26 protein-coding genes and 1 pseudogene are annotated in these 22,735 nt (G+C 52.7%); 13 read left to right on the forward strand and 14 right to left on the reverse strand.

Annotated features, from left to right (window positions below; translation table 11 throughout):
* The first annotated feature begins 54 nt into the window (after positions 1–54).
* Complete coding sequence (locus ACZRJQ_RS18800; protein ID WP_463979832.1) at positions 55–537, forward strand: glutathione peroxidase; 483 nt, start codon at positions 55–57, stop codon at positions 535–537.
* Here ACZRJQ_RS18800 and ACZRJQ_RS18805 read toward each other — a convergent pair.
* Entirely contained in the window at positions 534–1,748 is a 1,215-nt protein-coding gene (locus tag ACZRJQ_RS18805; protein WP_463979833.1) for a glycosyltransferase family 4 protein, read from the reverse strand. The genes ACZRJQ_RS18800 and ACZRJQ_RS18805 overlap by 4 nt on opposite strands.
* A gap of 29 nt (positions 1,749–1,777) precedes the next feature.
* Entirely contained in the window at positions 1,778–2,545 is a 768-nt protein-coding gene (gene cysZ / locus ACZRJQ_RS18810) for a sulfate transporter CysZ (RefSeq protein WP_463979834.1), read from the reverse strand.
* A 314-nt stretch (positions 2,546–2,859) separates the two neighbouring features.
* On the opposite strand from cysZ, the gene trxB reads away from it, so the two are divergent.
* Positions 2,860–3,822, forward strand: a complete 963-nt coding sequence (trxB, locus tag ACZRJQ_RS18815) for a thioredoxin-disulfide reductase (RefSeq protein WP_463979835.1) — start codon at positions 2,860–2,862, stop codon at positions 3,820–3,822.
* Between the two features lie 91 nt (positions 3,823–3,913).
* Here trxB and ACZRJQ_RS18820 read toward each other — a convergent pair whose 3' ends face one another.
* The 6 genes from ACZRJQ_RS18820 to ACZRJQ_RS18845 form a co-directional block, all read right to left on the reverse strand.
* On the reverse strand, positions 3,914–4,255 hold the full coding sequence (locus ACZRJQ_RS18820) for a HopJ type III effector protein (RefSeq protein WP_463979836.1): 342 nt from the start codon (positions 4,253–4,255) through the stop codon (positions 3,914–3,916).
* Positions 4,248–4,544 carry a DUF1244 domain-containing protein gene (locus tag ACZRJQ_RS18825; RefSeq protein WP_463979837.1) on the reverse strand — a complete coding sequence of 99 codons (297 nt, stop codon included), beginning with the start codon at positions 4,542–4,544 and terminating at the stop codon, positions 4,248–4,250. The genes ACZRJQ_RS18820 and ACZRJQ_RS18825 overlap by 8 nt, the downstream gene beginning before the upstream one ends.
* A 30-nt stretch (positions 4,545–4,574) precedes the next feature.
* On the reverse strand, positions 4,575–4,946 hold the full coding sequence (gene folX / locus ACZRJQ_RS18830) for a dihydroneopterin triphosphate 2'-epimerase (RefSeq protein ID WP_463979838.1): 372 nt from the start codon (positions 4,944–4,946) through the stop codon (positions 4,575–4,577).
* Complete coding sequence (gene folE / locus ACZRJQ_RS18835) at positions 4,946–5,506, reverse strand: GTP cyclohydrolase I FolE (RefSeq protein WP_463979839.1); 561 nt, start codon at positions 5,504–5,506, stop codon at positions 4,946–4,948. Before folE ends, folX begins: the two co-directional genes overlap by 1 nt.
* A gap of 23 nt (positions 5,507–5,529) precedes the next feature.
* A complete protein-coding gene (gene folM / locus ACZRJQ_RS18840) occupies positions 5,530–6,240 on the reverse strand; it encodes a dihydromonapterin reductase (RefSeq protein ID WP_463979840.1) in 711 nt (236 codons plus the stop codon).
* A 163-nt stretch (positions 6,241–6,403) separates the two neighbouring features.
* Positions 6,404–6,973 carry an antibiotic biosynthesis monooxygenase gene (locus ACZRJQ_RS18845; RefSeq protein WP_463979841.1) on the reverse strand — a complete coding sequence of 190 codons (570 nt, stop codon included), beginning with the start codon at positions 6,971–6,973 and terminating at the stop codon, positions 6,404–6,406.
* Positions 6,974–7,185: 212 nt separating this feature from the next.
* Here ACZRJQ_RS18845 and ACZRJQ_RS18850 point away from each other — a divergent pair, with 212 nt between their 5' ends.
* Positions 7,186–8,121: a MerR family transcriptional regulator gene (locus ACZRJQ_RS18850; RefSeq protein WP_463979842.1), complete on the forward strand. Its 936-nt coding sequence runs from the start codon at positions 7,186–7,188 to the stop codon at positions 8,119–8,121.
* A gap of 10 nt (positions 8,122–8,131) precedes the next feature.
* Here the strand turns inward: ACZRJQ_RS18850 and ACZRJQ_RS18855 are convergent, their stop codons facing one another.
* Together ACZRJQ_RS18855 and ACZRJQ_RS18860 are read right to left on the reverse strand one after the other, a co-directional pair.
* Entirely contained in the window at positions 8,132–8,737 is a 606-nt protein-coding gene (locus ACZRJQ_RS18855) for a hypothetical protein (RefSeq protein WP_463979843.1), read from the reverse strand.
* Positions 8,738–8,789: 52 nt separating this feature from the next.
* Complete coding sequence (locus ACZRJQ_RS18860; RefSeq protein WP_463979844.1) at positions 8,790–9,263, reverse strand: PAS domain-containing protein; 474 nt, start codon at positions 9,261–9,263, stop codon at positions 8,790–8,792.
* Positions 9,264–9,397: 134 nt separating this feature from the next.
* Here ACZRJQ_RS18860 and ACZRJQ_RS18865 point away from each other — a divergent pair, with 134 nt between their 5' ends.
* Positions 9,398–9,853, forward strand: coding sequence for a flavodoxin (locus ACZRJQ_RS18865; RefSeq protein ID WP_463979845.1), 456 nt, complete (start codon positions 9,398–9,400; stop codon positions 9,851–9,853).
* Here ACZRJQ_RS18865 and ACZRJQ_RS18870 read toward each other — a convergent pair.
* Positions 9,834–10,730, reverse strand: a complete 897-nt coding sequence (locus tag ACZRJQ_RS18870; RefSeq protein WP_463979846.1) for a LysR family transcriptional regulator — start codon at positions 10,728–10,730, stop codon at positions 9,834–9,836. The genes ACZRJQ_RS18865 and ACZRJQ_RS18870 overlap by 20 nt on opposite strands.
* Before the next feature lie 99 nt (positions 10,731–10,829).
* On the opposite strand from ACZRJQ_RS18870, the gene ACZRJQ_RS18875 reads away from it, so the two are divergent.
* The 3 genes from ACZRJQ_RS18875 (at position 10,830) to ACZRJQ_RS18885 (ending at position 12,764) form a co-directional block, all read left to right on the forward strand.
* Positions 10,830–11,216 carry a CidA/LrgA family protein gene (locus ACZRJQ_RS18875; RefSeq protein WP_463979847.1) on the forward strand — a complete coding sequence of 129 codons (387 nt, stop codon included), beginning with the start codon at positions 10,830–10,832 and terminating at the stop codon, positions 11,214–11,216.
* Positions 11,206–11,892, forward strand: a complete 687-nt coding sequence (locus tag ACZRJQ_RS18880) for an LrgB family protein (RefSeq protein ID WP_463979848.1) — start codon at positions 11,206–11,208, stop codon at positions 11,890–11,892. The genes ACZRJQ_RS18875 and ACZRJQ_RS18880 overlap by 11 nt, the downstream gene beginning before the upstream one ends.
* A 482-nt stretch (positions 11,893–12,374) precedes the next feature.
* Complete coding sequence (locus ACZRJQ_RS18885; RefSeq protein WP_463979849.1) at positions 12,375–12,764, forward strand: hypothetical protein; 390 nt, start codon at positions 12,375–12,377, stop codon at positions 12,762–12,764.
* Here ACZRJQ_RS18885 and ACZRJQ_RS18890 read toward each other — a convergent pair.
* Positions 12,746–13,543: an IclR family transcriptional regulator gene (locus ACZRJQ_RS18890; protein WP_463979850.1), complete on the reverse strand. Its 798-nt coding sequence runs from the start codon at positions 13,541–13,543 to the stop codon at positions 12,746–12,748. The two genes, ACZRJQ_RS18885 and ACZRJQ_RS18890, sit on opposite strands and share 19 nt — an antisense overlap.
* A 164-nt stretch (positions 13,544–13,707) precedes the next feature.
* Between ACZRJQ_RS18890 and hmgA the strand changes: the two genes are divergently transcribed.
* From hmgA to ACZRJQ_RS18910, 4 genes are all read left to right on the forward strand, one after another.
* Complete coding sequence (hmgA, locus tag ACZRJQ_RS18895) at positions 13,708–15,012, forward strand: homogentisate 1,2-dioxygenase (protein WP_463979851.1); 1,305 nt, start codon at positions 13,708–13,710, stop codon at positions 15,010–15,012.
* 3 nt (positions 15,013–15,015) lie between these two features.
* Positions 15,016–16,320, forward strand: a complete 1,305-nt coding sequence (fahA, locus tag ACZRJQ_RS18900; protein WP_463979852.1) for a fumarylacetoacetase — start codon at positions 15,016–15,018, stop codon at positions 16,318–16,320.
* Between the two features lie 11 nt (positions 16,321–16,331).
* Complete coding sequence (maiA, locus tag ACZRJQ_RS18905; RefSeq protein WP_463979853.1) at positions 16,332–16,970, forward strand: maleylacetoacetate isomerase; 639 nt, start codon at positions 16,332–16,334, stop codon at positions 16,968–16,970.
* 127 nt (positions 16,971–17,097) lie between these two features.
* Positions 17,098–18,117: a Glu/Leu/Phe/Val dehydrogenase family protein gene (locus ACZRJQ_RS18910; RefSeq protein ID WP_463979854.1), complete on the forward strand. Its 1,020-nt coding sequence runs from the start codon at positions 17,098–17,100 to the stop codon at positions 18,115–18,117.
* A 137-nt stretch (positions 18,118–18,254) separates the two neighbouring features.
* On the opposite strand, the gene ACZRJQ_RS18915 is transcribed toward ACZRJQ_RS18910, so the two are convergent.
* Complete coding sequence (locus tag ACZRJQ_RS18915; protein WP_019410845.1) at positions 18,255–18,512, reverse strand: YebG family protein; 258 nt, start codon at positions 18,510–18,512, stop codon at positions 18,255–18,257.
* Positions 18,513–18,780: 268 nt separating this feature from the next.
* On the opposite strand from ACZRJQ_RS18915, the pseudogene ACZRJQ_RS18920 reads away from it, so the two are divergent.
* Both ACZRJQ_RS18920 and ACZRJQ_RS18925 read left to right on the forward strand, forming a co-directional pair.
* Positions 18,781–19,023, forward strand: a pseudogene (locus ACZRJQ_RS18920) (phosphate-starvation-inducible PsiE family protein); the annotation flags it as partial.
* A gap of 152 nt (positions 19,024–19,175) precedes the next feature.
* Positions 19,176–19,613 carry a phosphate-starvation-inducible protein PsiE gene (locus ACZRJQ_RS18925; RefSeq protein ID WP_463979855.1) on the forward strand — a complete coding sequence of 146 codons (438 nt, stop codon included), beginning with the start codon at positions 19,176–19,178 and terminating at the stop codon, positions 19,611–19,613.
* A gap of 126 nt (positions 19,614–19,739) precedes the next feature.
* Here the strand turns inward: ACZRJQ_RS18925 and ACZRJQ_RS18930 are convergent, their stop codons facing one another.
* The gene (locus ACZRJQ_RS18930) at positions 19,740–22,526 is read right to left on the reverse strand and encodes an NACHT domain-containing protein (protein WP_463979856.1); all 2,787 of its coding nucleotides are present in this window, start codon (positions 22,524–22,526) and stop codon (positions 19,740–19,742) included.
* Positions 22,527–22,735: the final 209 nt, after the last annotated feature.

Genomic DNA, 22,735 nt, shown 5'->3' on the forward strand with positions numbered 1-22,735 from the left:
AATCGGCATCTGGAGCGATTGTCTGAACCTGATCCCGGAATTTTGGAGTCCGTCATGAGTGCTTTTCACGAACTTGTCTTAGACGCGCTGGACGGCAAGCCGCTACCACTGGAACCCTTCAAGGGCAAAGTGGTGTTGGTAGTGAACGTCGCCTCCAAATGTGGTTTGACGCCGCAATATGCCGCGCTGGAAAACCTCTACCAGAAGCACAAGGATCAAGGCTTCAGCGTGCTGGGCTTGCCTTGCAACCAGTTTGCCGGGCAAGAGCCGGGCACTGAAGAAGAGATTCAAGCGTTCTGCAGCCTTAACTATGGCGTTAGCTTCCCCTTGAGCAGCAAGCTGGAGGTTAACGGCCCGGATCGCCATCAGCTTTATCGCCTGCTGGCAGGTGAGGGCGCAGAGTTTCCCGGGGATATTACCTGGAACTTCGAGAAATTTTTGGTGGGGCCAGATGGCCGCGTGCTGGCGCGTTTCTCGCCACGGACTGCGCCGGATGACGCCAGTGTGATTCAGGCAATTGAAAAAGCGTTGGCTTAACGCTTTTTTGCAGTGGCGGGTGCTTGCAGCGAGGCTGAATTCTTTTTGCCTTGGCATGCCCGCTGCAACTGGCTTTCAAATTGCGCGATGATGCCCGGCCAGCCTTGGCGGCGAGCATGCTGGCGCGCATTGAGGCGCACTGTACGCAAGGTTTCTGGGTCATCCAGCAACCAGCAAGCGGCCTCGATCCAGGCATGTTCATCGCCCGGCATTGCCAGAACGCCGTTGTGGCAATGACGTATATGCTGACCCGCCGCGGCCTCGTCATAGGCCACCACTCCCAAACCTGACGCTTGGGCTTCCAGCACCACATTGCCAAAGGTCTCGGTGAGGCTGGGGAATAAAAACACATCCCCGCAGGCATAGTGGCAAGCCAGATCCTCGCCAGTTTGTGTCCCACAAAAAATGGCTTCTGGTAACGAGGCTTCTAAAGCCGCCCGTTTGGGCCCGTCACCCACTACGATCAAGCGAAATGTACGTTGCGGGTAGCGCGTTTGCAGTGCATCCAGGCAGCGTTTGAGTGCGGTCAGGTTTTTTTCGGGTGCCAGTCGCCCTACATGCAACAGGGCGATGTCGCCTTCTTTGAGCCCCCAACTTTGGCGCAATGCACTGTGGCGTTTAGCCGGACTAAACAGGCTGCTGTCGACTCCACGCGCAAGCAACTCCAAACGCTCAAAGTGCCTGCGCTCGAGTTCGCAGCGCTGGCTGCTACTGGGCACCAGCGTCAAGGTCGAGCGATTGTGAAACCAGCGTAAATAGTGGGTCAGTAATCGGGTAAAAAACCCCAAGCCGTACAGGCTTGAATACTGTTGGAAATTGGTATGAAAACCACTGACCACTGCAATTCCCAATCGTCTGGCAACACGTAATGCGCAAAGCCCCAACGGGCCTTCGGTGGCGATGTACACCACATCCGGGCGCTGCTGCTGCCAGCGTTTCATCAACCTGTGGGTTGAAGCCATGCCCCATTGCAGGCCCGGGTAGCCGGGCACGGTCCAGCCACGGCAAAGCATCAGGCCTTTGCTGCTGCGTTGGTTGCCATCGGTTGTTTGGCGCGGTCGAACCAGCTCTACCTGATGGTCACGTGCGCGCAGGCCATCGAACAAACGGCCAAGCGTGGTAGCAACACCGTTGATTTCAGGCGGGAAGGTTTCTGTTATCAGGGAGATAAATAAGGCTGTGGTCATGGCTCCAGTGTGGGCTGGGGCCATGACGACGATGTGTCACGGGGATGATGGATTTATGAAGTTCGAGTTTGGCGGGTGCTTGTCAGTTTGTCTTCGCCCCCTTCACGCACCCAAAACAGGGTCGCCCCGGCTACAGCCGCCGGCATCATCAGCAGGTTGACCACCGGGATCAGCAATACCACGTAAACAATTGCGCCAAAGCTCATGCTCTGCCAGCGTTTTTCTCGCAGCCAGGCGAGCATTTCGTTCCAGCCCAGCTTGTGGTTGTCTGCCGGGTAGTCGATGTACTGAATCGCCATCATCCAGATGCCGAAGATCAACCAAAGCGGGGCAGCAATCAGATTGAGCACCGGAATAAACGACAAGATCAGCAAGGCAATCGCCCGAGGAAGAAAGTAGCCCAGCTTGCGCATTTCACGAGCCAAGGTGCGCGGCACCATAGCGACCAGTTCCGCCCAGCTAAAAGCAGGAAAATCATCGGTGCCGCGTATCACCACTTCGACTTTTTCTGACAGAAACCCGTTGAACGGTGAGGCGACGATATTGGCCAGCATGGTGAAGGTGAAAAACACCATAAAAGCCACTAGCAGTACAAACAGGGGCCAAAGCACGTAGTTGAGGAAGCTCAGCCAGCCGGGCAGCGATGGCATCAAGGCGTCGACCCAAACGCTGAACTGATGGCCGGCGAAATATATCAAGCCGACGAAGAGCACCAGATTGATCAGCAGCGGCAGCAACACGAATAAACGCAGGCCGGGTCTGAGAACCAGCTTGAGGCCTTCACGAAGGTAGTGCGGGCCAGAGAGAACGGGGGCGGGCATAGTGTGCTCCGAGCAAGTTAAAAACGGGCCGACCTTAACGGCTTTGTGTGTTCAGCGAAAGCGCGGGATCAGGATCGACAATAACTGTTACAAAGGCGTCTATGAAACGCATCCAGTCATATAGAGACCTGCTATGAGCTGGATTGTTAAACGGTATTTCCTTAATCTCTGCCACCTCGATACGCTGCACCCACAATTTTTTCAGGATCGGCGAGTTTCAGGCACAGCCTGAAGGCTTTCGCGGTCTCTTTTTATTCCAGCCGCTACAACGGCGATCCGACCCGGCTTGATGCGGGCGGTCATAGGAGTGAGTCATGTCTGAAGTACGTCATTCGCGAGTGATTATTCTGGGCTCCGGCCCTGCCGGTTACAGCGCAGCAGTTTATGCGGCGCGCGCCAACCTCAAACCACTGCTGATCACGGGCATGCAGGCTGGCGGTCAACTGACCACCACCACTGAAGTCGACAACTGGCCGGGTGATGTTCACGGCCTGACCGGCCCGGCGCTGATGGAGCGTATGCGTGAACACGCTGAGCGTTTTGAAACCGAGATCGTGTTTGATCACATCAACGCAGTTGATCTGAAAAACAAACCGTTCAGCCTGACCGGCGACAGCGGCACTTATACCTGCGACGCGCTGATCATTGCCACTGGCGCCAGTGCTCGTTACTTGGGCCTGCCGTCTGAAGAAGCGTTCATGGGCAAAGGTGTTTCGGCCTGCGCTACGTGTGACGGTTTCTTCTATCGCAACAAGCCTGTTGCGGTGGTGGGCGGTGGCAACACGGCGGTGGAAGAAGCGCTGTACCTGGCCAACATCGCCAGCAAAGTAACGCTGGTTCACCGCCGTGACACGTTCCGCGCCGAGAAAATCCTGATCGACAAGCTGCATGCCCGCGTGGCTGAAGGCAAGATCGAACTCAAGCTGAACGCGACGCTGGATGAAGTGTTGGGCGACAACATGGGCGTGACCGGTGCTCGTCTTAAAAACAACGACGGCAGCTTTGATGAGCTGAAAGTCGACGGCGTGTTCATCGCCATTGGCCACACCCCGAACACTTCGTTGTTCGAAGGCCAATTGGAACTCAAAGACGGCTACATGGTTGTGCACGGCGGCCGTGAAGGTAACGCGACAGCTACTAGCATCGAAGGTGTGTTTGCTGCGGGTGACGTGGCTGACCACGTTTACCGTCAGGCCATTACTTCGGCAGGCGCCGGTTGCATGGCCGCGCTGGATGCTGAGCGTTATCTGGACGGTCTGCAAAACGCAGCACTCTGATAACGCGCAGTCAAAAAAACCGGCTCAGGCCGGTTTTTTTGTGCGTGACGCATCCCCTGCGCAGCCTTTTGGCGCTACGCGATCAATGCCATTACGCTTTGCGTGTCAGCGGCAGGGCGTCGAATTTTACCCCCGCCAAACCGTGGCTAATTAACGCCCGGATGTTGCTGTGATCAGTGCCTTGCGGGGTGGCCACTACCGAGCGGTAGTGCTCACCAAAGGCGAGTAGGGCCTCTTGATCGCTCAACCCTTCGAGCAGAGCCAAACCCAACGTTTTGCACGAGCCTTCATTTTGACCGGCTGCATTCTCTACGCCGCCGTTGTTGAAGGCCTGAGGCTGGTAATCGTAGTGCGCTGCGATAAACGCCAGCGTGTCCGCAAACAAATGTTCACCGCTGTTCAGGCTGGCTCGCAGAGTATTCAAATCAGTCATTCGGTTTTCCTTTAGCAAACGCCGCTTGTTGTTCGGCGCTGGCTTCTTTCTGGTAGAGGGATTTCCATTCGGCGTACGGCATGCCGTACACAGCTTCGCGGGCGTCATCGAGGCTCAGATCAATCTGACGCTCATCGGCGGCGGCCTTGTACCACTTGGACAAGCAGTTGCGGCAAAAACCCGAGAGGTTCATCAGGTCGATGTTTTGCACGTCTTTGCGACTGTCCAGATGTGCGACCAGCCGGCGAAAGGCGGCGGCTTCAAGTTCCAGGTGTTCTTGGGCTGTCATGGCGGGCACCGAGATTCAAAAGGTTGCAGGTTAGCGGCTGGCCGCGAGCGTGATCGACACCGACTCGGCAAAACGCAGCGCATGTGGCTTGTCGACTTCGACTTCGGCATACAGCACGGTTGTGTTGCTCATCACCAGATCGAGCAGTTCTTGAGTCAGGCGCTCAAGCAGGGCGAAACGGTTTTCTTCAACGTGGTGAATGACCGCTTTAGTGATGGTTCGGTAGTTAAGTGCGTGATCAATGTCGTTGTCGCGCACAGCGTCCTGCGCGGCATAGAGGATGGTGAGGTTAATCAGCACGTCCTGTTTGTTGAGGATTTCTTCCTCATTGATGCCGATGTAGGTGCGCAGGCACAGATCTTTGACGCGAATACGGGCCATTCCTGGCTGAAGTTGTGGCATTACGACTTGCTCCGTCCAATCAATTGCAAGAACTCCATGCGGGTGCTCGGTTCGCGAAACGCACCCAGCATGACCGACGTGTTCATGGTCGAATTTTGTTTCTCTACGCCGCGCATCATCATGCACATGTGCTTGGCTTCAATCACCACGGCCACGCCAGCGGCTTGAGTAATGCCCTGAATGGCTTCGGCGATTTCTCGGGTGAGGTTTTCCTGAATTTGCAGGCGTCGGGCAAACATGTCGACGATGCGCGCCACTTTAGACAACCCCAACACTTTGCCAGTCGGAATATAGGCCACGTGCGCCTTGCCAATAAACGGCAGCAGGTGATGCTCACACAGTGAATACAGCTCGATATCGGCGACGATCACCATTTCATCGCTGTCAGAGGAAAACAAGGCGCCATTCACAATGTCTTCAAGGCTTTGGGTGTAGCCGTGACACAGGTATTGCATGGCTTTGGCGGCGCGCTTTGGAGTGTCGAGCAAGCCTTCGCGGTCAGGGTTTTCACCGAGACTTTTGAGGATCTCGCGGTAATGCTCGGGCAGTGATGCGCTCATGAAAATACTTCCTCGCGGGCGGCTTATATAAGGTGCCGACCGCCATTGACGGTCAATGTGGTGCCGGTCACATAGGGGTTATCCAGCAGGTAACGCAGGCTTTGGTAGATGACATCTGCACCGGGTTCGATCCCCAATGCTGACTTGGCCAAGGCCTTGGCGCGGTACGCCGCGTCGTCGTCAGGGTTAAACATCAGCAAGGCCGGGGCGATGCCGTTGACCTTGATGTGGGGCGCCAGTTTAGCCGCGAATGACAAGGTCAGGCTGTCGAGACCGGCTTTTGTTGCGCAATACGCCATGTGCTTGCTGCTGCCCTTGCGCGTGACATCGTCGCTAATGTGTACGATGTCGGCCGGGCTTGAGCGTGTCAGTAGCTCGCTGCAATGCAGGTTGATCAAATAGGGTGCCAGCATGTGAACGCTGAACATTTGGGTGAATGCGCTGGTTTCTGTTTCAGCGGTTTCAGCGAGCCACGCCGACGCATTGTGGACAATCGCCCGTAAGCAGTCGGTGTGGTTTTTAAGGCGCTCAATGAAATCGAGAATACCGCCTTCGCTCGAAAAGTCAGCAAACAGCGTCGTAGCACCCAGCTCGCGCAAGGTTTGCACGCCGGGTTTGTCGCTGCGATAGCTGATGATCACGGGGTGGCCGTCAGCCAGCAATTGTTTGGCGCAATGCAAGCCAATGCGCTGGCCAGCACCCGTGATCAGAATCGGAGCACACGAAGAGGACATGACGGACTCGGTATTGGAATGCCGGAAACAGTCGCGGCGTAATGGCAAAACTATACCAGCGTCCGCGACGTTAGGGTCTCTACGAAATGTTTTCAACGCGGCCTAAGCGAGCGTAAAAAAACATGTCGTATAGAGCCGAGGCCAAGTCCGATCCTGTCGTTGGTTAGCTGCGATGCGGGGCGATGGCAGTGGGCAAGCGTTTGCTCGGTGTGCTGTGAAGCCAGCCCGCCAGCAAATGAGTTGATAACGGAATAAACCAATACACCATCAACGGCGTCAGGGCCAAGGTGCTCAACAGCACGCGACTCAATAAGCCGAGTTCGCCCAGCCACGGCCCTAGCAAAAAGTTAAATAGCAACGAGACCGGGAAAAAAGCCAGCCAGATGGCAGTGGCTTGTTTCCAGCGCGGGGGGCGTTGCCCTGTGGCGCCAAACCAGCCGTCAATTCCGCTGACACGATGTTCCGATGGGTGAGCAAACAAGTCACTGCCGCGCAGCAGCCAAGCCTTGCGCGATACGGAATGCTCCCACGCATGCAGCGTAGCTTCGTCAGCAAAGCGGAAAATAATTTGAAATTCATCGTCGCCGGGTGGCGGGGCCAGCACACCAGAACCCAAGTAGCCGGGGAAGTCCGTGGCCAGTTGTTCGCCTTCGTGCAGCCAGGCGATCAATTCTTGATAGCGGCCTTTCGCAACACGGCGCGCAACCAGCAAGGTGACAGGGGAGGTAGACATTGTGTATCTCCAGGGGGCTGATGCTGCCGGGGTAAGGCAGTCACAAAACGTAGCGCCGGGGTAGTGGGCTGCGTCCTTAAAAACAAGCAAGGATTGTTCCTGAAACATAACGCCACACACCGTTGTTTGCGCTGAGAGTCGGGGATTTGAGGCCCTGGGGTGCTTTATGAGGCGTACAATGCGGCCATCTACTTTTGGTCCTTACCCTGCCAATGCCTGTGATTACTGATGTTCAACCCGTTGCAGCGACTGCCGACGCCCAGGCCCTGTACCCCATCAGGGAAGTGGCTCGGCTTACGGGCATTAACCCAGTGACGCTTCGTGCCTGGGAGCGGCGCTATGGTTTGATACAGCCAACACGCACCGAAAGTGGGCACCGTCTCTATTCTGTGAGCGATATTGAGACAGTGCATCAGGTAATGGGTTGGCTTGAACGTGGGGTTGCTGTCAGCAAAGTAGCTGAATTGCTCGCCCGCTCAGCGCCCCTTCCGACGCTTCAAGACGCTTGTTTGGACGAACATGGACAATGGCAAGCGCGGGTTCAAAGTGCCTTGAGTGCGTTTGACGAGGCTGAGCTTGATCGTCTGTACGGACAGATCTTTTCCAGCTATCCGGTTGAAGTCGTATTCCAGAGCATCTTTTTGCCATTGTGGCGACAACTCATGCGTGCGCAGGATGAGTTTGGGCGCACCAGCGAATGGTTGTTACTGGACAAGTTTTTGCGGGCGCGAGTTCAGCAGCGTTTGCAGTTGCAACCATGGAATACCCCACGCAGCGTGTTGCTGGTGGCGATGCCAGAACTGAGCCGTGAGCTTGAATTGCTGATTGCCGGGTTGTTGCTCAGTCACAATGATCTGGCCGTCAGGTTGTTGGCGATGGGGCAGCCGCTGGATGAGTTGTCGCTGATTGCTGACAAGATCAAACCCGAAGCGGTTGTCGTGTTTGCCAGCCGCCCGCTGAGCACAGTTCATCATCGTCGCTTGACCCGATTGGCACAGACGTTGAATTGCTCGACGTTGTTAGCGGGTGCTGCAACGGATCTAGCGTGCGAAACGCTGGCAGGCTCGGGTTTTGGCTGGTTGGGCAGTGAAGGGCGAGAAATGAGCCAACGCTTGGCGGCTTATCTCAAAGGCACGCTGGACACCTGAACGGGTGGGGTTAGGCATGCAGGCTTGGGTGTGCCAATCGGTGTTGCTGCAAGATGAACTGACGCAGTCGTTCGGTTTCATCTTTGTCATTTTGGCTTAGTCGGTAGGCGTACAAACCTGTCTCGGTTTTGCACTCAAGCGTGCCACGTACCGCGATTCGCTCATAACCTGTGGGGCTGAACCACTTGGCAAACTGGCGGGGAGGGCTGGAGTCATTACGCACTTCAATCAGTAATCCCTTGAACGACACCTCCGTGACCCATAAATTTGCGGGTCTGGAACGGATGTTTTCCAACGGCACTGGTTCAGCCAGTGTCAGGCGCCAAGGACGTATCATTGGCCCGTCTTCGAAAATACTCGGCGCGCCCACCTGAAGGTGTTGGGCATGGAATTCATCTTCAACCAAGTGCAGCGGAAAGCTCATCTTCTGGTTGGCAACTTGAGCTTGAATGGTGATCTGCTCGTGAGCGGCCAAGCGCGTGAGCAAGTCACGTATTTGTGCAATGCCATTGACCATCAGGCTCGACGATACATCCCGCTGGTTGAGTAACGGGTTGTGGTGCATTGTCTGAATGAAGTCCAACTCGTCCTGAGTCAGAAGGGTGTCATGTGACATGATCTGGCTCGAAAATTATGATTACAAAGCAGTGATCGTGAGCATACGACCTTCAGTTTGGCGATTTGTTAAATCCATTCGTCGCTTTTAGTGCGTTCAGCTCGGCCTTGACGCTAGCCAACTCAGCTTCCAACTGAGTCACCCGCTGCTGGGCTTTGACTTGCTGGGTGACATTTTTTTGCACGCCAATGAAGTAAGTCAGCTGATCGCTGTCATTAAACACCGGCGTAATAGACAGTTCATTCCAAAAGTGCGAGCCGTCTTTGCGGTAGTTGCGTAGCACTTGACGTGTGGGTTGGCCACTGGCAATGGCTTCGCGGATCAGTTGCAGAGCGCCTTGATCGCGATCTCCGGACTGCAAAAAACGGCAGTCCTGATACAGAACGTCGTCGCGGCTGTAACCCGTTAGCGCTTCAAACGCCGGGTTTACATAAATAAGGATGTTGTCCTCGCCTTCTTGTTCTGCAATGACAATACCGTCCTGAGAGGCGTCGATCATTCGTTGCAGCAAATGGGCATTGATCACGGCGAAGCGCTCCAGAGGTCAGGCTAAGTCGACGCATTTTATGGCATCACGACAAGCTGTCTACTCGCTATCACCGAAACCCGGCGCTCACCTGTTAATATCCCAGCCTTTTAGTCAGTTACAGGATCAGATTGATGAAAGTCGCCATCCTTTCCGGCTCGGTGTACGGCACCGCTGAAGAAGTCGCTCGTCATGCTAAGCAACTGCTGAGCGATGCAGGTTTTGAGGTGTTGCTCAATCCTCGGGCCAAACTGGCCGATGTTCAGGCATTTGGCCCTGACGCTTTTTTGGCTGTCACTTCGACTACAGGCATGGGCGAACTGCCTGACAACCTTACGCCGCTGTACAGCGAGATCCGTGATCTGCTGCCTGCCGCTTGGCGTGGCCTGCCTGGCGCAGTGATCGCGTTGGGCGATTCGAGCTACGGCGACACCTTCTGCGGCGGCGGCCAACTCATCACCGAGTTGTTCGCTGAGCTGGGCCTGCGTGAAGTGCAACCCATGCTGCGTCTGGACTCCAGCGAAAGCGTCACGCCTGAAAGCGATTCAGAGCCGTGGGTGGAGCAGTTCATTAAATCACTGACCCAGTAACCGGTCGTTCGCGAAGCAGCTCCAGCCAGGCTTGAGCTGCTCGCGACAAATAAGCCCCGTCGCGCCAGATAAACGCAATGTCCCAGCGCAGGTAATCCGGTGCGATGAGCTTTAAACGCACCACGCCAGGGCGCACCAGTCCACGTGCTACCACGCTGGGCAGCAGCACCACGCCTTGCCCTGCGGCCACCAGCGCCACTAAAAAATCTGCCTGCCCACTGCGGCCACCTTCTTTGGGGGTGAAGCCCATTTGTTGGCATGCCTGAAGCAAGCGGTCATTGAGCACAAAACTGCGTTGATAGAGCAAAAACGGCGTATCGGCCAATTGCTCCAGCCGCACGCTGCCATCTTGTGCCAGCGGATGATCAGCCGGGAGCAGCGCATCCAGTGGTTCATCACAAAAAGGTTGATAGGCAAACACCGAGTTCTTCGGCGTCAAGCTGCCGCCCAGTTCCAGCTCGCCGCTGAGTACGGCTTGTTCGATATTCAAACTGCCGCCTTCGAGCAATTGCACTCGAATATTTGGATAGCGGCGCCGGTATTCGGCAAACAGGCTGGCAAACAATGCATCACTGCCCAGCAGCGGCAAACCCAGTCTTAGTTCACCGCGCTTTAGCTCGCTTAAGTCATCAAGTTCATTGAGCAGCTCGTTATGCAAACGCAGCATGCTTTCGGCGCGTTGCAATACCACGTTACCCGCAGCCGTGAGGCGTACGTGTGAGCCCAGTCGATCAAACAAAGGTGTGCTTAAGCGCTGTTCAAGTTGGGCCACTTGTTTGCTCACGGCGGACTGGCTGATATGCAGGCGCTGGGCGGCTTGGGTAAAGCCGCCTTGATGGGCGACTTCAACAAAGGTGCGAAGTTGTTTGAATTCCATGATCATGATTCCAGCTTGGAATGGTTGCCAGTCTAACAATTCGTTTTCGGGATGGAAGGGGGGTCTTTAAACTGAAGCCCTGTCTGGAATGGAAACATCATGAAACGCTTCGATGTAAAACGCTTGGGTCGGTTGGTCAGTGAAGTTGCCGTATTACTGGCTATTTATTTTCTGGGTTGTCAGATTGCCGCGTGGTGGGATTTGCCTATACCTGGCGGCGTGATCGGCATGGCGCTGTTGTTGCTGGCGTTTGCTTTGGGTTGGGTTAAGCCTGCAGCGTTGCAACTGGGCGCCGGTGTGCTGATGGCTGAAATGCTGTTGTTTTTTATACCTGCGTTGATGAGCCTGCTCGACTATGGCGTGCTGGTGCGCGACGAAGGCTGGCGCATTTTGCTAGTGATCGGTGTGAGCACGCTGCTGGTGATGGTGGTCACAGCCTTTACAGTCGAAGCGGTGTGCCGCTGGAGGTTGCGCCATGAAGTTTGAACTGATGCCTATGTTCTGGCTGATGCTCACCTTGGCAACTTACGGCTTGAGCCGATGGTTGTACCGGCGCACAGGGCGGTATCTTTTGTCGCCACTGATTTTGGTGCCTGCCTTGTTGCTAGCGGTGGCCGTGCCGCTGCACACCGGCTATGCCGAATACTCACGTAACACCCATTGGCTGATGCTGGTGTTGGGGCCAGTAACTGTCGCGTTTGCTGTGCCAATCTGGCAACAACGTCAACTGTTGGCGCGACATTGGGCCGCATTGATGCTGGGCATGCTAGCGGGCAGTGCAGCATCTATTGGCAGTTCATTTTGGCTGGCCAAGGCGCTGTCACTCGACACTTCGCTGGCGTTGTCATTGGTGCCTCGCTCCATTACGACGCCTTTCGCGATGCCCCTGGCGCAGGACCTGGGTGGCGTGCCCGAACTCACAGCTGTGTTTGTGATGTTCACCGGGGTATTTGGCGCACTCTTGGGTGGCATCCTGCTTAAGTGGTTGCCGCTGCGCAGCAGCTTGGCACGAGGAGCGCTGTTTGGCATTGGCGCTCATGGAGCCGGTGTTAGCCGCGCCCGAGAAGTGGGCAGCGAAGAAGGTTCTGTGGCCGGGCTGGTCATGGTTCTGACAGGCATTCTTAACTTGTTCGCGGCACCTTTGCTGGCCCTGATCCTTTAGCACTTGTTCGGCAACTCGCTTGAATCGCAGGCATAAAAAAGGCCGCTGTAATGACAGCGGCCAAGGAAGACGTGTGATCAAGGAGCTACAAATCAACGTCAAGGTGAACCTGGGTTCAAGGGCGTGGCCAGTGATGAACCGATGCTGGTAAGGACAGAGTCGGGGGGTGACTCAATGCTCTTTTTCTACGCTCAACACCCTTGGAAAGTGCAACAAGAATAGTGGCTCCCTCAAAGGGGAGTAAGCCCGGTTTACGACAATCTCTGTTACAACATCGGTAATAGTACGTTTTTGCGTTTGAGCGCTCTACTCCGGTGCTTTCGTGGCTTTTTTAATTTAAATGGCAATAGGGGGTGCGATACATATGTAGTGCATTATGCGTCGCCGCAAGGTGTTCAATAGACCTATCGAAAGGTTTCTCCCGGTCAAATTAGTCACAGCATGAAGCTGGATGGACTGGGAGTATTAAAAGGAGCTTTATCTTGAACACTATTAGCAATGACGCTGTTGAAAATACCCTCATCAACTTCAAAGTTACCCCGGAGATGATTGAGAAAGTACGTCAGTACTTAAATGAGCAGCTTGCTCAATACAATATTGATTGCGAAAGCCTTCATTTCAATAAAATTGCTGACTTAAATAACCCGCGAGTTACGTTCAGCCAAGACTTGTGGCATTTGGGTTGTAATACGCTGGAGTGGGGCAATGTTGAGGTTCACGATCAGAGCCTGACGGGTATTTTTACTGAGCGTTCAACCTTTGCCGATGAATATCGTTTTGCCCCATTAGATATTCCTGCGGCTGAGAAACTGATGCGCGCCTTGCTGGAAGAAGCTCAAACCCAATGGAAGTTTCAGGCCATCATTTCGTAACCCATCCGCCAACTGATGGCGCGGGCCGTGGCCAGCAAGCGCTGCGCTGCGGTCCCGTTTTCATCCGCATGGAACAGTGACGTTGGGCCTACCACGGTCAGTACGCCGGCAACTTTACCGGTAGCGTCAAATACCGGCGCCGATAACGCATCGACGCCGGGCATCAATAAGCCATTAACAAAATGCAGGCCACGCTGACGTATCTGTTCACTTATTGCTGCATAGGCGTCAGCTGTTTGAAGCGGGTGGGGCTGTTCGGTATTGAATGCTTGTTCACGCAAATCAGCCGTTTCGCGGTCCGGCAGAAAGGCATTAAACACAAGTCCCGTTGATGAACTGAGTAACGGTAAAACCGAGCCCAGTTTGGTCACGACAGTGACGGCACGAACGGCTGCCTCAATATGCACCACAGTTGCACCTTGGTTACCCCACACAGCCAAGAAGCATGTCTCATTCAAGTCATCACGCAATTCGGCCAATGGCAGGGCGGCGACTTTCAGCACATCCATACTGTTGAGCGCGGCCAAGCCCACGCGCAACGCCTCGCGTCCTAGCCCGTAATGGTTGGTGGCGGCATTTTGTTCGGCAAATCCACTGGCTATCAGCGCCTGCAAGTAGCGATGCACCTTGCTCGCAGGCATTTGCACGTGTTCAGCCAAACGCGACAGAGAGGTTGAAGGTGACAACTCGGCCAAGGCCTTAAGAATCTCAGTACCAACCTCGGCGGAGCGTACTGTTTGTTTGCCTGTGTTGTCGGGGCTGCTGCGGGGCTTTTCCATGAAGGTGCTTGGTTCTCGGATTGAATGGGGGTCTTTATAGCTTGACGCTTAATGTCAATCAAATTACGTTATGCGTAATCTAATTACGACAAAAATAACGCAGCGACGCGCAAGCTGTTTCAGGGCCGAGCGAAGTCAACTGCATTCTCCACTCTGGAGGCTCCATGAACCTCGACTCGCCTTTGTCATCCCTCGCGTATCAATCCGGGTTTGGCAACGAATTCAGTAGCGAAGCGCTGCCCGGCGCTTTGCCGGTTGGTCAAAACTCCCCGCAAAAAGCCCCTTATGGCCTGTACACCGAGTTGCTATCCGGGACGGCGTTTACCATGGTTCGCAGTGAATCACGGCGCACCTGGATGTACCGAATCAAGCCGTCTGCCAGTCATCCGGCGTTCGTCAAGCTTGAGCGGCAATTGACTGGCGGACCACTGGGCGCTGTAACGCCTAATCGTTTGCGCTGGAACCCATTGCCGATACCGGCTGAGCCCACAGACTTCATCGATGGTTGGGTGGGCATGGTTGCCAATAGCGGTTCGCAAAAACCAGCAGGCATCAGCATTTATAACTATTGCGCCAACACTTCGATGCAGCGTGTATTTTTCAATGCCGATGGCGAGCTGCTGCTGGTGCCCGAGCAGGGCCGCTTACGTATTGCCACCGAATTGGGGCTTTTGGACCTTGAACCGTTAGAAATTGCGGTCATCCCGCGTGGCCTGAAATTTCGGGTTGAGTTGCTCGACGCACAAGCACGGGGCTATGTCGCCGAAAACCACGGCGCGCCCTTACGCTTGCCTGACTTAGGGCCTATTGGCAGCAATGGGCTGGCTAACCCCCGTGATTTTTTGACCCCCGTGGCGCACTACCAAGACTCGCAACAGCCGGTCACGTTGGTGCAAAAGTTCTTGGGTGAGCTGTGGGGCTGCGAGTTGGATCACTCGCCACTGAACGTGGTCGCTTGGCACGGTAATAACGTGCCGTACAAATATGATCTGCGGCGCTTCAACACCATTGGCACTGTCAGTTTTGATCATCCCGACCCGTCTATTTTTACTGTGCTGACCTCGCCAACCAGCGTGCCGGGCTTGGCCAATCTCGACTTTGTGATATTCCCGCCGCGTTGGATGGTGGCTGAAAACACCTTCCGTCCGCCGTGGTTCCATCGCAACTTGATGAACGAGTTCATGGGCTTGATTCAGGGCAGTTACGACGCCAAGGCAGAAGGCTTTTTACCTGGCGGAGCATCGCTGCACAGCTGCATGAGCGCCCACGGCCCCGACGGCGAAACCTGTGTTAAAGCCATTGAAGCCGAGCTAAAGCCAAGCAAGATCGAAAACACCATGGCCTTCATGTTTGAGACCAGCCAAGTGCTACGTCCTAGTCAGTTCGCCCTCGAATGCTCTCAACTGCAATCTGATTACGACGCTTGTTGGGCCGCGCTGCCCTCAACCTTCACCCCGAACCGGAGATAAAACATGACCCAGACCCCACATGCCCGTAGCTGGATCGCCTCCGCCAATGGTCACAGCGACTTCCCACTACAGAATTTGCCGATGGGCGTATTTAGCCTCAACGGCTCGGCGCCGCGCAGTGGTGTTGCTATTGGCGAGCATATTTTTGATCTGGAGGCCGCACTGGCAGCGGGTTTGTTTGAAGGTCAGGCTAAAGCGGCAGTAGAAGCGGCAATCGGTGGCACGTTGAATGGCTTTTTTGCGCTAGGTAAAAGTGCCCGCGTTGCATTGCGCGAACGTTTGCTTGAATTGCTGAGCGAGGGCAGCACCTTGCGCGGCAAGATCGAGGCTCAAGGTGCAACGCTGCTGCCTCTTGCGGCTGATTGTCAGCTGCATCTACCCGCCAAAATAGGTGATTACACTGACTTTTATGTCGGCATCGAGCATGCGAAAAACGTTGGCAAATTGTTCCGTCCAGACAACCCTCTGCTGCCGAACTACAAGTACGTGCCCATTGGTTATCACGGCCGTGCTTCGACCATTCGCGCCTCAGGCGCGCAGGTGCGTCGACCTAAAGGTCAAACCATGCCCGCAGGCCAGACCGAGCCGAATTTTGGCCCGTGTGCACGTTTGGACTACGAGCTCGAACTGGGGATCTGGATCGGTCAAGGCAACGAAATGGGCGACGCTATCGCTATCGGCGACGCGGCTGAGCACATTGCGGGGTTCTGCCTGCTAAATGACTGGTCGGCCCGTGATATCCAGGCATGGGAATACCAGCCACTTGGCCCGTTTTTGTCCAAAAGTTTTATTACCAGCATTTCGCCGTGGGTCGTGACGGCTGAAGCACTTGAGCCCTTCCGCCGAGCCCAGCCCGTTCGCCCTGAAGGGGACCCGCAGCCTCTGGCCTATTTGCTGGATGCCAAGGATCAAGCCAATGGCGCTTTGGACATCGAGCTGGAGGTGTTGCTGTTGACCGAGTCGATGCGCGAGCAAAATCTGCCGGCTCATCGTCTGGGCTTGAGCAACAGCTTGAATATGTACTGGACGGCTGCGCAGTTGGTGACGCACCACAGCGTAAACGGCTGCCAATTGCAATCGGGTGACTTGTTCGGCTCCGGCACGTTGTCAGGGCCGGATCGTACGCAGCTGGGCAGCTTGCTCGAAATCACCGAAGGCGGTAAACACCCCATTGAGTTGGCTTCGGGCGAGGTGCGCAAGTTCCTTGAAGATGGCGACGAAATCATCCTGCGTGCCCGCTGCACGCGTGAAGGTTACGCCTCCATTGGTTTTGGTGAGTGCCGGGGCCGGGTCATCGCGGCGCGCTAAAGGAGCGAGTCATGGAACTCTTCACCTATTACCGTTCCACCTCGTCTTATCGCGTGCGCATCGCGCTGGGGCTCAAGGGGCTGGATTATCAGGCAACCGCGGTCAACCTGATTGCCGCCCTTGGCGGTGAACAGCGTCAGCCTGCGTATCTGGCCATCAACCCGCAAGGCCGCGTGCCGGCCTTGCGCACAGATGAAGGTCTGTTGATTACGCAATCGCCTGCAATCATTGAATACCTTGAAGAGCGCTACCCACAGTTGCCGCTGCTGTCACAAGACCTCGCCACCCGTGCGCATGAGCGCGCCGTGGCGGCCTTGATCGCGTGCGACATTCACCCGCTGCACAACGTCAGCGTGCTTAACCAATTGCGCCATCAGGGGCAAAGCGAAGAGCAAGTCACGCAGTGGATTAATCATTGGATCAGCCAAGGCTTGGCAGCGATTGAGCAACTGATTGGCGACAACGGTTATTGCTTTGGTGAGCAGCCGGGCCTGGCCGATGTGTACTTGATCCCGCAGTTATATGCGGCGCAGCGTTTCAACGTGCCGTTGGCACCTTACCCGCGCATTAGTCGGGTGGCGCAATTGGCTGATCATCACCCGGCTTTCCTCAAAGCACACCCTGCACACCAACCAGACACACCTGTTTGAGCGGTGCTTAGCCGCAAGGTTATGCACTAATAAGCAAAAATGCCCCGGGCTTATGCCCGGGCGCTTCAACGCTTTTTGCGGTGCCGCCTATACTGGCGATTACCCATAACCGTTCGAGGGCTTGTTCATGTTTTCTCTCATGCAAAGCGCTCGCGTTGAGTCTTTACACCTGAGTGTTGACCCTATTACTGGGCTCAAAGCAGTGATCGCCATTCACAGTACTCGTCTGGGGCCAGCACTGGGCGGTTGCCGTTATCTGGCGTATCCCGATGATGAAAGCGCCATAGCCGATGCGGTTCGCTTATCCCAAGATATGAGCTACAAAGCCGCGCTGGCGGGCTTGGCTGCCGGGGGCGGTCAAGCGGTGATTATGCGTGCCGCTCATGTGGAGAGCCGCGCGGCTTTATTTGAAGCTTTTGGCCGATGTGTTGAACAGCTTCATGGTCGTTACATCACGGCCATCGACAGTGGAACATCCACGGCAGATATGGACTGCATCGCTCAATACACTCAACACGTGAGTAGCACCACAGCGGCAGGTGATCCTTCACCCCACGCAGCAATGGGGGTATTTGCGGGTATTCGCAGCACGGCTTCGGCGCGTCTGGGCAGTGACAATCTGGAAGGCTTGCGCGTTGCGATTCAGGGCTTGGGTAAGGTGGGTTTTGCACTGGCCGAGCAGTTGCATGCAGCCGGTGCTGAGCTGTTGGTCAGTGACACAGACCCAGGCAAAGTACGTTTGGCCATGGAACAATTGGGCGCGCACCCGATTGCGTGTGAGGCCCTGTTAAGCACCCCTTGCGACATTCTTGCGCCGTGTGGTCTTGGCGGCGTGCTCAATTGGCACAGCGTCGCGCAACTGCGCTGTTCGGCGGTAGCAGGTTGCGCCAATAACCAACTGACCAATCTGCAAGTGGCCGATCAATTGGAGCGTCGAGGAATTTTGTACGCGCCTGATTACGTCATTAACTCAGGAGGGTTGATCTTCATGGCGCTGACCCACCAAGGTGCCCAGCCCGAAGCCATCAATCAGCAATTGCTGCGTATCAGTGAGCGGCTGACGGGTATTTATGCCCATGCCCAAGCAGAAAAGCGCTCACCGGCACGGGTCTCGGATGAGTTGGCGCAACGGCTGCTTTATCCGTAATTTTTGTTTCATCGGCGCTATCAAGCGTTGCCAAGGCTACGCAAAACATTACTCCGAGGTGGGACAGAAAACCCGTGGTGCTCAGCGCCCATATCACACCCCTGAAAAAACATTCAGGGGAGGGGCTAACGAGTGATTTACTCGCTATCGACCAGCAGCTCGGACAAGGCGTCGGGCTGGCTTTTGAATGCTTTGGCAAACACATCGCGATTTTTCGCCATGTAAATACCCGCTTCTTCAACTTGCTGCTCGCTCAGCGACGGCACAGCTTTTTGCAGAACTTCTGCCAGTAGCTCAGCCAATTCGAGCATTTTGTCATGACGATCAGCTTCGGCTTTATCCATGAACAAACGCTCCAGATCTCGGCTGCTGCGGTATACCACTTCGACGGCCATTTACCACCTCATATGCCTTCACGATAAGTTATCTTGCGATTACTGTATTTATATACAGCGAAAAGGATAAGCCAAACGCTGAGTTTTGAATAGCGGCTTTTTCACTCTAGCTGCAATTGAGGTGTGAAGCAGGTGCGGGGTGATGGCGTGAAGTGTCTAATAGCCGCCAGTCATCTTCTCATTGGCGATGGCTGGCCTTTTTCCTGCATGCAAAAAGTGTCATGGGTATCGCGGATCATCCGTTTGTGTCGATTCAAGGAGCTGCATCGTGAGAGTAAATAAAGCCGAGAAACTACGGCGTCAGGTTCATGAGTTAGCCGAGTCGATGGGCAACCTGTTTGTTGAAACCTTCCATTACCTGGCTCTGTTCGCCATCGGCGCTGTCACAGCCTGGGCGGCGGTGATGGAGTTTTTGCAGATGGTGGAGAAGGGCAACATCACCATCGATGACATCCTGCTGCTGTTCATTTATCTGGAACTGGGGGCAATGGTCGGGATTTATTTCAAGACGACCCCCCCTGTATCTAACATTTTTTCCAAGTGCTTTATTTTTCAAAAAATCAATAAAAATCATTGGCTTATGGCGTAAGTATTCTTTATTTGGTTCTAAATTGCTGTGTTGAGTTTTTCTGCCGATTTCGGCGTATGCGGGGGAGAGTAGGTATGAAATGGGCGGATCGTATGCGCGTAAGGGTTCATGCTGGGGCAAACAGTCTTGGGAACCTCGGGGTTGAGCTGTTCCATTATCTTGCGCTATTTGGGATTGGGGCGATCACAGTCTACGCAGGCATTACCACTTTCATCGAAATGCTTCATCAGGAAAAAATTAGCGTCGATGACATTCTGCTGCTGTTTATCTATCTCGAGCTGCTGGCTATGAGCGGAATCTATTTCCGCACAAATCATATGCCATTGCGGTTCCTGCTCTACATCGGCGTAACGGCTCTGATCCGACTGCTGATTAGTGATGTGTCGCATCACAAATCCCCAGATGAAGGGATTCTCTACCTGGCAGGTGGCGTGGTGTTGCTTTCCGTTTCGATTCTGGTCGTGCGGTATGCTTCAGCTCGGTTTCCATCAGTCAAAGAAAAGACAGATTGATATTTTGACCGCGACTTTAAGTGCCCGGTCTGAAGGAGGTTCTAAATAGTTCAGTGTGTAACAATTAAGTAAGTTTGAAGAGTGATGAATATTAAGATGCGAGTTTTTCGCATCTTAATCGTTTGTTTATGCTAGGTCCATAATCAAATCGCTTATGGCTTTTCCAACTATGTCTTGAGTTAAGAAGTCCTCTACTTCGTTTTGGTGGGAAACTGCAACGATAAATCCATGATCGGATGATGCAGTAGCGCGTTCCTTAATTAAAACTCCTTTATTTACTAAGGTCTCAAGTATTTTCTTTAGTGTGAGTTTGGAATTTAGTGATGCGCACTGTTGTAAATAAAGCTTCTCTGATTTCCATAGGAAAGAACTGGACCAAAAACCTACTTTCAATACCTTTTCAATATCGTTTTTGATATTGATTCTATTTTTTTCTGCGTTATTTTCTGAGGCTTCTACCACATGCCTAAGTTCGGGGCATAAGGTGCATTGGATGAAGTTGCTGCTGGAAATGGTATTTTTGCCGAAATTGTTACGACTGAAATTTTCGAATTTTGAATTTTTAAATTTTGTTTCATTTGTTATGTTGGATTTTGACAGGTTGGTAAAAGAATTAAAATAAGAATCTGAAATGACCGACTTGGAGAAGTCTAGCGGATAAAAATCTCCATAGATAGAGATTTTTTTGAAGTCGCGACTCCCATCTGGATTAAATAATTCAGTGAGTAGTTCTACGTTGTGAGAGCGATCTCCAGCCTTGTTTTGGAAGTAAATATAAGTTAGCGCAGAGACTGCCCGTTGCGATTGCTCTTTTTCGGAGCCGTTAATTTGTTGGGTTATTGCTAGGATTACAGACTTTTCATAGTTGCTTTCTTGATTTTTGAATCTGCATATATCTACAACTAGAGATCCGCCTTTGTAGCAGTCTTGTGCCAATGCCTTAATGACCTGTTTGTCATTTTCTGATGAGTTGTTATTGATGAGGTAAGCGAGGTATCTTGACTTTATCCACTGAATTAATGAGTCATGTTTCAGTTTTAGGGTGCTGTCTGTGGTGTCGGAGGTTTTAGAAAGGAAAGATGAATTGTCTATGTTCTCGTAATATAGGGATGAGTTTAAATTGTCACTTCCGGCGAGCGTTATCTCAGTTAGGTAGTTAAGGTTTTCCGGGGAAATTTGGCCGCCGTATTCAAAGACTATATCTTTAAGGATTTCAAAGTATTGGTCGCATGAAGCGGGTAGATTTTGCTTTTTTGTTTCCCGATTTATTAACTGGAATATAACGTTGTCCAGTGGTTTTTCTTTTCGTAAGTATAAGCTAGCGCCATCACTAATTTTTACTTGTTGTGGGTCTGCCGCGAGTTCGGAAATGAAGCGCAGAATTAAAGGGGTTAACTCCTCTCCTCCTTTGATTTCCGATATTATGTTTTTTGCTCTTGAAATTGCTTCCGGCTGCTCTGGAAAACGCTTCGTTAAATACTGCTCTATTAGCGCGTCGTCAAAGCCTTTCAGCTTTAAGATGCTTATGTCATCGGCCTTAAGGTTTGTTCTGTTGATTTCTCTCGATGCGATTATAACTGAGCAGTTTAGGTAGGTGTCGTTTAGCTCTCTTACAGAATTGACAAATCGTTCAAGCGAAAATTTTTCTTTGAGCTTGGATTGTATTTCGTCAAGGCCATCGATAATTACGAGAAGATTTCCAGAACTGATGTTAAGGGAAAGGCTATTAATGCTTATCGGGTTATGCGCGGTCTTAGAGGTTAAGTTATATAAGCTTTGTAGTGAGTCAATTTGCGTATCTGTGGAGCTGATGTCGTTCGGGATGTCGTAAGAGGATATTAGTATCGCCGCTTTCTTTTTGTTTTTGTGTTGCAGTTCGTTTATTTTGCGAACGGCTTGTTTGCAGAAAGTAGTTTTACCTGCGCCGCCGTCGCCGATGATCAGGTAAAGTGGCTTTTTGTCAAGTATCTTGTTGGCTATAATGTCGTCGACGAAATCTAGACTCAAAATCTCTGAGTCAGCAGTGTGCAGTTTCTGGTCTATAAAGTATGGTTCGCTTCGATTTGTTGTTGTGCCCTTGGCTTCATCGCTCAAACACATATCCCAAATGTAGTCCTCGATGAACTCGTGTCTGGTCTCTAAGGACTTATTGTTTGATGTGTGCTCTTTGATCAGCGCGATTGAAAGATTTGCTATGTATTCCTTCCGGCCTTTTACTGGCTGTCCTGTTGTTGTGCTGATTTCATTAGGGAATAAAAAAGTTAAACTAGACAGAGAGTTTATGTCAAAACTCTTTAGAGATTTTTCTAAAACATTTTTAAATGAAACGTTTCTCCCCAGAAAAAATAAACCTAATTTCCGTTTGTCCGCATCTTTTATGGAGTAGAAATTGTGTTCCTTGCTGGAGCTTTCTAAGGTTTTTGCTCGGTTTGGATAAACAAGGGAAATTATTTTTTCACACTGCCAGTTTTCGTTACTGATTTTTAGCTTATGTATGAATGAGTAAAGATTTTCTGGGAGTTTTTGATCTATATAGATTATTTCTTTGGAGTTAAATATATATCCCAGTAGCGCTTCAATAGCGGTTTCTACTCTATTGATCTCGTCTAGAGTTGAGGGTAACGCCTGATCAAAATGAGATTCAATATTTCCAAAAGTTTGAATGGTATTCAATGAAGATTTAATTTTTTTTAAATGGGCTTCCGCAATGTTAAGGGTGTCCGCTTTAAGCAGGTCGGTTAAGGGCTGTAGTGTCTTGCCTGCCGACTTTTGAATTAGTTCGTCGATTCCAGTATTCAGAATAAGAACTTTACATAGTCCCTCTCCGATGATTCGAGCGATGTTTAAGTCCTTGGTGGTTTTGAATTCTTCTACCTTCTCGCCCAGCTTTTCTAATGCTTCCGTAATGTTCACAAGAACTTCCTATTTTTATGGCTTCTCCTGCTTATCGGCATCCGGTAAAAAAATGTGAGAAATTTCCTACATTTTTTCAGGGTTTTTTGTAGCGGTAGGCGTGCAGTCATCAGATTTCGTAATGTTTATGGCTATCAGCTCCTATGGTGTCCAGATACCCTTTTTCCAGAATAGGTTTTTTGGTCGCTGCCTTGTATGTGTGTGATAGA

The organism is Pseudomonas sp. E315, from assembly GCF_055406205.1.

Coding starts and splice junctions, on each gene's coding strand:
- ACZRJQ_RS18800 (WP_463979832.1), top strand. CDS start 55: ATGAGTGCTTTTCACGAACTTGTCTTAGACGCGCTGGACGGCAAGCCG.
- ACZRJQ_RS18805 (WP_463979833.1), bottom strand. CDS start 1,748: ATGGCCCCAGCCCACACTGGAGCCATGACCACAGCCTTATTTATCTCC.
- cysZ (WP_463979834.1), bottom strand. CDS start 2,545: ATGCCCGCCCCCGTTCTCTCTGGCCCGCACTACCTTCGTGAAGGCCTC.
- trxB (WP_463979835.1), top strand. CDS start 2,860: ATGTCTGAAGTACGTCATTCGCGAGTGATTATTCTGGGCTCCGGCCCT.
- ACZRJQ_RS18820 (WP_463979836.1), bottom strand. CDS start 4,255: ATGACTGATTTGAATACTCTGCGAGCCAGCCTGAACAGCGGTGAACAT.
- ACZRJQ_RS18825 (WP_463979837.1), bottom strand. CDS start 4,544: ATGACAGCCCAAGAACACCTGGAACTTGAAGCCGCCGCCTTTCGCCGG.
- folX (WP_463979838.1), bottom strand. CDS start 4,946: ATGCCACAACTTCAGCCAGGAATGGCCCGTATTCGCGTCAAAGATCTG.
- folE (WP_463979839.1), bottom strand. CDS start 5,506: ATGAGCGCATCACTGCCCGAGCATTACCGCGAGATCCTCAAAAGTCTC.
- folM (WP_463979840.1), bottom strand. CDS start 6,240: ATGTCCTCTTCGTGTGCTCCGATTCTGATCACGGGTGCTGGCCAGCGC.
- ACZRJQ_RS18845 (WP_463979841.1), bottom strand. CDS start 6,973: ATGTCTACCTCCCCTGTCACCTTGCTGGTTGCGCGCCGTGTTGCGAAA.
- ACZRJQ_RS18850 (WP_463979842.1), top strand. CDS start 7,186: ATGCCTGTGATTACTGATGTTCAACCCGTTGCAGCGACTGCCGACGCC.
- ACZRJQ_RS18855 (WP_463979843.1), bottom strand. CDS start 8,737: ATGTCACATGACACCCTTCTGACTCAGGACGAGTTGGACTTCATTCAG.
- ACZRJQ_RS18865 (WP_463979845.1), top strand. CDS start 9,398: ATGAAAGTCGCCATCCTTTCCGGCTCGGTGTACGGCACCGCTGAAGAA.
- ACZRJQ_RS18870 (WP_463979846.1), bottom strand. CDS start 10,730: ATGGAATTCAAACAACTTCGCACCTTTGTTGAAGTCGCCCATCAAGGC.
- ACZRJQ_RS18875 (WP_463979847.1), top strand. CDS start 10,830: ATGAAACGCTTCGATGTAAAACGCTTGGGTCGGTTGGTCAGTGAAGTT.
- ACZRJQ_RS18880 (WP_463979848.1), top strand. CDS start 11,206: ATGAAGTTTGAACTGATGCCTATGTTCTGGCTGATGCTCACCTTGGCA.
- ACZRJQ_RS18890 (WP_463979850.1), bottom strand. CDS start 13,543: ATGGAAAAGCCCCGCAGCAGCCCCGACAACACAGGCAAACAAACAGTA.
- hmgA (WP_463979851.1), top strand. CDS start 13,708: ATGAACCTCGACTCGCCTTTGTCATCCCTCGCGTATCAATCCGGGTTT.
- fahA (WP_463979852.1), top strand. CDS start 15,016: ATGACCCAGACCCCACATGCCCGTAGCTGGATCGCCTCCGCCAATGGT.
- maiA (WP_463979853.1), top strand. CDS start 16,332: ATGGAACTCTTCACCTATTACCGTTCCACCTCGTCTTATCGCGTGCGC.
- ACZRJQ_RS18910 (WP_463979854.1), top strand. CDS start 17,098: ATGTTTTCTCTCATGCAAAGCGCTCGCGTTGAGTCTTTACACCTGAGT.
- ACZRJQ_RS18915 (WP_019410845.1), bottom strand. CDS start 18,512: ATGGCCGTCGAAGTGGTATACCGCAGCAGCCGAGATCTGGAGCGTTTG.
- ACZRJQ_RS18925 (WP_463979855.1), top strand. CDS start 19,176: ATGAAATGGGCGGATCGTATGCGCGTAAGGGTTCATGCTGGGGCAAAC.